This is a genomic window from Planomicrobium okeanokoites, assembly GCF_003428875.1.
GTDB lineage: Bacteria > Bacillota > Bacilli > Bacillales_A > Planococcaceae > Planococcus > Planococcus okeanokoites.
In genome coordinates, this window is the sequence record NZ_QQRS01000016.1 from 23,842 (window position 1) to 31,096 (window position 7,255).

A 7,255-nucleotide genomic window follows, 5' to 3' on the forward strand; every position below is an offset into this window, starting at 1 on the left:
AAGAATGACTCAACTTCTGCAAGAAGAAAAAGTTACAGAAACGGAATTGGTAACAAAAGCGCAAAAAGCAAAAGAGGCGGCTTTCCAGTTGGCGAAAGCGGCGACGGAAGATAAAAATGAGGCTTTGCAGACCATTTCAGCACAATTGCTGGAGGAACAGGACTTCATTTTAAGTGAAAACGCAAAAGACATAACGGCCGGACAACAGGCAGGGATGAACGATTCACTGGTGGATCGCCTGAAACTGGATGCAGCCCGCTTAAAGGATATGGCGGACGCCCTGATCCAATTAACCCGATTAAACGACCCCATCGGAGAAACCCTCGAAAAATGGGAGCAGCCCAATGGACTGGCGATGACAAAAATCCGTGTACCGATCGGTGTCGTCGGCATGATCTATGAAGCGCGACCTAACGTAACAGTCGATGCCTCGAGCCTGTGCCTGAAAACAGGAAATGCAATTGTACTGCGCGGCAGTTCAACTGCCATCAACTCCAATAAAGCGATTGTCCAAGTGATTCGCCGTGCGCTGGAAAAGACCAAACTGCCGGTTGAATCGGTTCAATTGCTGGAAGATACGCGCCGCGAAACGGCGTCGCAAATGTTCAAATTGAACGACTATCTGGATGTTTTGATTCCGCGCGGCGGAGCGAAGCTGATTCAAACAGTCGTGCAAAATGCCACAGTCCCCGTTCTGGAAACAGGGGCGGGGAACTGCCACATCTTCATCGACCAGACAGCGGACGTGAAGATGGCGATTGATATTGCGGTCAACGCGAAAACGCAGCGTCCTTCTGTCTGCAATTCGTGTGAAACGATTCTTGTGCAGAAAGATTGGGCTGACGCTAATCTGGCTGAACTTGTGGATGCTTTACAGGCAGAGAACGTGAAGATTCATGGAGATGAGGCTGTGCAGCGGATCTCTTCTGATGTCGCGCCTGCAACTGACGAAGATTGGACGACGGAATATCTGGGCTTTGAAGTGGCAGTGAAAGTCGTTGACACGGTTGACGAGGCCGTTCAGCACATCAATCAATACGGCACCAAGCATTCGGAAGCCATCATTTCAACGGATGCGGCAAGCGTTGAACAATTCTTCAATGAAATCGATGCAGCTGCGGTTTATCATAATGCTTCGACTCGCTTTACGGATGGCTTCGAATTCGGCTTCGGCGCCGAAATCGGCATCAGCACCCAAAAGCTGCATGCCCGCGGGCCGATGGGCTTGCCGGCGTTGACGTCGACTAAGTATATCATCAGAGGCACTGGACAAATAAAATAGTGAAGGAAGCTGTCCTTGAAAGTTGTGTAAATGACTTTTGGGGGCAGTCTTTTTTGCAGGCTAGGGAATTCCTGCTGTTCCGGATCGATTAATGGCAACGAGTGGTATAAGGAAAGGGTATGTTCAACACTTTCTGGGACCGGGAGACGTTTAAGAATCACTTTTCTGGCTATTTATATAAGAGTAGAAACTTATCCATTTAAAATCTGGAGATTGGCTATATTACAGGTATAGGACATGGAGGAACCCCTGCAGAGGCGCGGCAGTTCTACTTAAAATCTGTAATTGCCATATCCTAGACAGCCTGAGGCCCGACAATGTCAGGCAAAACGGAAAGGAGTCGATCATTCATGAGTAAACTTGAAGAAACAGCAAAGCGGTTCGGAGACATCCTGGGTGTAGAAGCGGAAGCGGATGCTGACAAAGGCATGGTGGAAGCGCCAAAACCGCGCGACTTGGAAGTGACTGTCCAAGGACGGCCATTTAAAAGTGAATTATCCATGGAAATCCATTTTGAGGCACTTGAAGACGACGGTACTGCCTTGAACCACGCGGAAATTGTCCTGCTGCCGGAAGAAGTTCCGGATTTTACCCGTGCACTCGGAAAAAATGATCTTACCATCAGTGCCCTCCATAACCACTGGCTTTATGCAGAACCGGCGATCATGTACCTTCATGTTCAGTCAGTCGAAAAGCCGGAAGATTTTGCAACAAAACTAGCCGCTTCATTTAAAGCATTGAAAAAATAATCATCGACCAGGCTCTCGAATTGTTATTCAATTCGAGGGCTTTTTTTAGTTGTAAGCGAATTGGTAAGAGTGTTTTCTGTATAAGTTTTACTTATCGGTTTTTATAATAACTATTGAATTTATTTAAGTGAGAAAGAGGCTTATAGTAAGGGTGAAAAGAGGTGGAAGCGATGGATTTCGTTATTATGTTCTTTCTTGGTGTAATCGCCACGACTCTGGGCACCCTGGCCGGAGGCGGAGGATTGATCAGTCTGCCGGTGATGCTGCTTCTAGGCTTGCCGGTCCATTCGGCCATCGGTGCCAATAAAGTCTCGAATACTGTCAGTTCATTTTCCGGTTTCTATTATTTAATCCGTAAAAAGAAAATCTCGTTGAAAGAGTCCTATTGGATTGTGCCGGTCAGCTTAGTGGGAGGGGTGGCAGGTGGCTTTATCGCCTCGTTAATTCCGGCAGAACAAATGTATGTTTTGGTGAGTTTCTTGTTGCTGGCTGCATTTTTCACTTCGTTTATCGGCAAGAAAGGATTCACAGGCGAAAGCCGGCTGAAAATGGAGCCGAAAAGTGCGGGTGGGTTATTCGGTATCGGCATGTATGACGGCCTTTTCGGTCCGGGTCAGGGGACGCTGATGCTGTTCCTGTTCAGCCACCTTGATATCGCCTATATCCGTGCGGTCGGATTCGTGCGGCTGGCCACGTTTTCCAGCTGTCTCGGAGCCGCGGTCACCTATACGCTGGCGGGCCATATCATCTGGCCGTTGACGCTCGCGCTGATGGCCGGATCGGTTACGGGCGCTCAGGCAGGCGTAAGGATTGCCGAAAAGCTCAATCCGAATTTTGTGAAGCCGCTGCTGCGCGCGGTCACCGTTCTGCTGATAGCGCAAATCCTTTTTTCGCGGGTATTTTAATGAAAAACGGGAAGCCTTTGCTGAAGCAGAGGCTTTTTTGTTGTGTGTACATAGGTTGAAGGAGGTGAATCTGCTGGGAATAATTGCTTGGTTTTTTATCCGATGCTCAATTATTCTGCGTTTCGGAATTTGCGGGCGATTAAATCAGTTTGCGGGCGATAAAAAAAACTTGCGGGCGATTAAAATGATTTGCGGGCGATTAAAAAATTATATCGGCGTTCAGCAAAAATATCGCAGCGAAAAGGAAATATCTTCTTTTAATTTCTTGGCAAATAAAATTCACAGGCTACAGAAGTTAAAAAAAGGGAAGTCTGACTTGTTCTGTGTTAGGCTAAAAAACAGTTATTTTCTTTTCAGGAAACTTGTTAAGAAGAAATATAAATGAAAGAAGGTACCAACCGAATGAAAAATCTAGCCGGAATGAAACGGTCACGTTTCGTTATACTTTTAGGCGCGTTAACAGCCATGATTCCTTTTACCATCGATATGTATCTTCCAGCGTTTCCGACTTTGGCGGATGTCTACCATACAAATGCGTCGGCCGTGCAGCTCAGTTTGACCGCCTGTTTGCTTGGACTTGCATTCGGTCAATTGGTGACAGGGCCGCTCAGTGATTCACTTGGCCGTAAAAAGCCATTGATTATATTTCTGATTGCTTATGCCATTGCTTCGGTCGCCTGTATCTTTGCACCGAATATATACATATTCGTCGGATTGCGCTTCGTGCAAGGCTTTGCAGCTTCTGCAGGCCTCGTTATTTCCCGGGCAATAGTGCGGGATGTCAGCAGCGGATCGGAATTGACCCGTCTTTTTGCGTTGCTGATGGTCGTCAATAACCTTGTGCCGCTGCTTGCTCCATCAGTGGGGAGTACAGTTCTCTTATTTGCCGATTGGAAAGGGATATTCCTGATTCTCAGCTTGCTGGGGCTCATTCTTTTATTCGTGAGCGCTTGGCGATTGGAAGAAACCTTGCCACCGGAAAGAAGGGTGCCGGGCAACCTGACTGAAACCTTCAGCAATTTCAGCATCATTATCAAAAACCGGAAATTCACAGGTTATGCATTGGCGCAGGGACTGTTGATCGGTGGCGTCTTTGCCTACGTGGCCGGAACACCGTTCATCTACCAGAACATCTACGGCGTTTCACCGCAGGTCTTCAGTATCCTGTTCGGGATGAATGGCATCGGACTGATTTTCGGCAGTTATGCCGTCGGCCGCTTCAGCCATTTGTGGTCGGAAAAGAAATTCCTTGAAGTCGCGCTCTATACGGCGACTGCTGCGGGAGCCGTCCTGCTTGCAGTGGTGCTGGTCGATGGACCACTCTGGGCTGTCGTCATTCCGATTTTCTTCTTTGTTACGTCAATCGGAGTGGTCGGTACCGCTTCCTTCACGCTGGCGATGGAAGAGCAAAGCCGTGTGGCTGGCAGCGCTTCTGCGTTGCTCGGGCTCTTGCCATTCGTGCTCGGTGCAGTTGCGGCTCCTCTGGTCGGCGTAGCCGGTGAAGAAACAGCCGTCCCATTAGGCCTGATCATCTTCACTATGTGCCTGCTCGCGTTGCTGGCTTACCTGTTTCTTGTAAAACGCCTGGATCATAAAGTAAACGCGAATTAAATAAATGGAAAATATACCCTAAAAGCTGTCGAATCCTATTCGGCAGCTGTTTTTATTAATCCAAAACGAACTCCCAATTTCAACCAGTCGGATGTTAAGATAAAAGTAATACATAATTAATGGGGTGTTCAGATGGATTCAGCAAACGGATCGATTCTATCCATTCAGGATCTGACGATGAGTTACGGAGGAAAACAGGTGCTGAACGGCATCAACCTGGAAGTGCAAAAAGGGCAGATTATCGGCTATATCGGTCCGAACGGCGCCGGCAAAAGCACGACGGTAAAAATCATGCTTGGCCTGATCGAGGATTATAAAGGGAAAGTCGTGATTTTCGGCCAGGACATTTCAAAAGGCGACCCGGCCTATAAACGCCGCATCGGCTACGTGCCGGAAAATGCGGAAGCCTACGACAACCTGACCGCTATGGAGTATCTCGTCTTCATCGGCGAACTTTATGGTTTGGATCAGTCGTTTGCACAAGGAAAAGCGGAAAGCCTGCTGCAGCAATTCGATTTGATTAATGTCCGCCATGCGCGCCTGTCTTCTTTTTCAAAAGGAATGAAGCAGAAGGTGCTGATCATTTCGAGTCTCCTGCACAATCCGGACCTGCTGTTTTGGGATGAGCCGCTGAGCGGTCTTGATGCCAACAGCATGATGGTTATCCAGGAAATCCTGTCGCAGCTGGCGAAAGAAGGAAAGACCATCTTTTATTCGTCGCATATCATGGATCTGGTCGAAAAGATCAGCAACCGCATCGTCCTGCTGGTGAACGGCAAAGTCGTAGCGGACGGCAGTTTCGAGGAATTGCAGGAACAGAGCGAGGAAGGGTCGTTATCGGGAATCTTCAACCAATTGACCGGCTTTACCGAGCATCGCGAAAAGGCGGCGCATTTTGTTTCCGTCGTACGAGGAGACCATGACGATGCGGGAGTTTAAATCACTCAAATTCATCGCCTTGTTCAAGGGGCTGTTCCGTCGGTTCGGCGTCGATTACGACGTCATGATGCTGATCTTGCGGATTAAACTGACGATGGACGAACGCCGCGTGCCAACGGTTTTCAATGAAATGGGCAAGAAGAAGGAAGGCAATCAATTCCTGAAATCACTGTGGATCTATGGCATCTATAGTTTGCTGTTGCTGCCTTTCCTGTTCATCGGTGAAAATTACATTTTCCAGATGAGCATCATGTTCGGCATGATCTTGTTTATCCTGATGACTTCCATGATCGCCGATTTCACATCGGTCCTGCTGGATGTCCGGGATAAGAATGTGCTGCAGACGAAACCGGTCGATAAAAAAACGATAACGGTTGCCAAGACGATCCATATCATGATTTACATGAGCTTTGTAACCGGTGCATTTGTAGCGTTGCCGCTTGTGGTGAGCTTATACCGGCACGGACCGTTATTCTCTTTGGTCTTCCTGGTGGAAATCATATTTGCGATGCTGTTGGTTGTCGTGCTGACCTCGCTGCTTTACCTGTTTGTGCTCCGCTATTTCGATGGCGAGCGTTTGAAAGACATCATCAATTACGTTCAAATCCTGCTTTCCGTGGGACTTGTAGTCGGTTATCAAGTGCTCATCCGTGCATTCGAATTCTCCGATCTCAATATAAATTACTCGTTCAGCTGGTGGCATTTCCTGATTCCGCCGATCTGGTACGGGGCGCCGTTTGAGATGGTCCTGAACGGCAATACAGCCTGGCACATGATTGCGTTTACTGTCCTTGCTGTCCTGGTGCCGATTGTCGCAATTTTTGTCTACAGCCGGTTGATGCCATCCTTTGAGCGCAATCTCGAAAAAATGCTGAGCGATACGAAAAGCCGCAAGCCTAGCCGGCACCTGCTCGACGGATTTTGGGCAAAGCTGTTGTGCCGCAGTAAGGAAGAACGTGTTTTCTTCCGCTTTTCAGCAATGATGATGAAAAAGGAACGGGAGTTCAAGCTGAAAGCTTTTCCAAATCTGGCGATGTCCATGATTTTCCCGTTTTTATTCATATTCAATGAATTGCGGATCCGCAGTCTCGCCGATATTTCGGAAGGCAATATGTTTTTGTTCATCTACTTCTGCAATATCATGATTCCGGGAACGGTTTTCATGCTGAAATTCTCTGGAAGCTACAAAGGCGGCTGGATTTTCAGGGCAGCGCCGATCAACCGGGAGTCTGCGGTTTTCAGCGCGGCCATCAAAGCGTTTCTTGCCAAACTGTATCTTCCAATATTTTTGGTGGTCGGCGTTGCTTATGTATTCGTCTTCTCGACGCGCATCCTGCCAGACCTTGCAGTGGTGCTGCTGAGCGCGATTCTGCATTCACTGATCACCTATCGAATAATGAAAGACGAAGACTTTCCGTTTACCAGGTCATTCGAATTCGCACAGGATCCCGGCTCTGCCCGGGTGATCTTGCTGACATTCATCCTCGGTGCATTCCTCGGTGTCCATTTCATCGCGAGATCGATTGACTATGGCATTTACTTCTATTTGGTACTGCTGATTGTGGCGGTTGTCGTCGGATGGCGAAAGACGTTTCCGGAGGGTTGGAAACCGGATGATGCGAAAGCAAGTTCTGAAGCGGAAATGGAGATGTAGGAGGACACCTCACTGGAGCGAGTGCTTCTGTGGGGTGTTTTCTTACGATTAGTCAATAGTTTTTAATCATTTTCAAAGAGGTTTTTCCGTGAGTTCTTATCTTTTAAAAGACGGA

7 protein-coding genes are annotated in these 7,255 nt (G+C 48.0%); all 7 read left to right on the forward strand.

From position 1 onward, the window contains the following. Nucleotides 1-4 precede the first annotated feature (4 nt). Nucleotides 5-1,282 (forward strand): glutamate-5-semialdehyde dehydrogenase, encoded by a 1,278-nt coding sequence (locus D2910_RS16125; protein WP_117314213.1) that lies wholly within the window; start codon nucleotides 5-7, stop codon nucleotides 1,280-1,282. Nucleotides 1,283-1,632: 350 nt separating this feature from the next. Next, nucleotides 1,633-2,031 (forward strand): DUF1259 domain-containing protein, encoded by a 399-nt coding sequence (locus D2910_RS16130; RefSeq protein WP_117314214.1) that lies wholly within the window; start codon nucleotides 1,633-1,635, stop codon nucleotides 2,029-2,031. Nucleotides 2,032-2,201: 170 nt separating this feature from the next. Further along, the gene (locus tag D2910_RS16135; protein ID WP_117314215.1) at nucleotides 2,202-2,936 is read left to right on the forward strand and encodes a sulfite exporter TauE/SafE family protein; all 735 of its coding nucleotides are present in this window, start codon (nucleotides 2,202-2,204) and stop codon (nucleotides 2,934-2,936) included. A gap of 64 nt (nucleotides 2,937-3,000) precedes the next feature. Next, a complete protein-coding gene (locus tag D2910_RS16140; RefSeq protein WP_165850206.1) occupies nucleotides 3,001-3,321 on the forward strand; it encodes a hypothetical protein in 321 nt (106 codons plus the stop codon). Nucleotides 3,322-3,338: 17 nt separating this feature from the next. Next, complete coding sequence (locus D2910_RS16145) at nucleotides 3,339-4,547, forward strand: multidrug effflux MFS transporter (RefSeq protein ID WP_117314220.1); 1,209 nt, start codon at nucleotides 3,339-3,341, stop codon at nucleotides 4,545-4,547. Between the two features lie 132 nt (nucleotides 4,548-4,679). Next, nucleotides 4,680-5,486, forward strand: coding sequence for an ABC transporter ATP-binding protein (locus D2910_RS16150; protein ID WP_117314217.1), 807 nt, complete (start codon nucleotides 4,680-4,682; stop codon nucleotides 5,484-5,486). Next, a complete protein-coding gene (locus D2910_RS16155; protein WP_117314218.1) occupies nucleotides 5,473-7,140 on the forward strand; it encodes a hypothetical protein in 1,668 nt (555 codons plus the stop codon). The genes D2910_RS16150 and D2910_RS16155 overlap by 14 nt, the downstream gene beginning before the upstream one ends. Nucleotides 7,141-7,255: the final 115 nt, after the last annotated feature.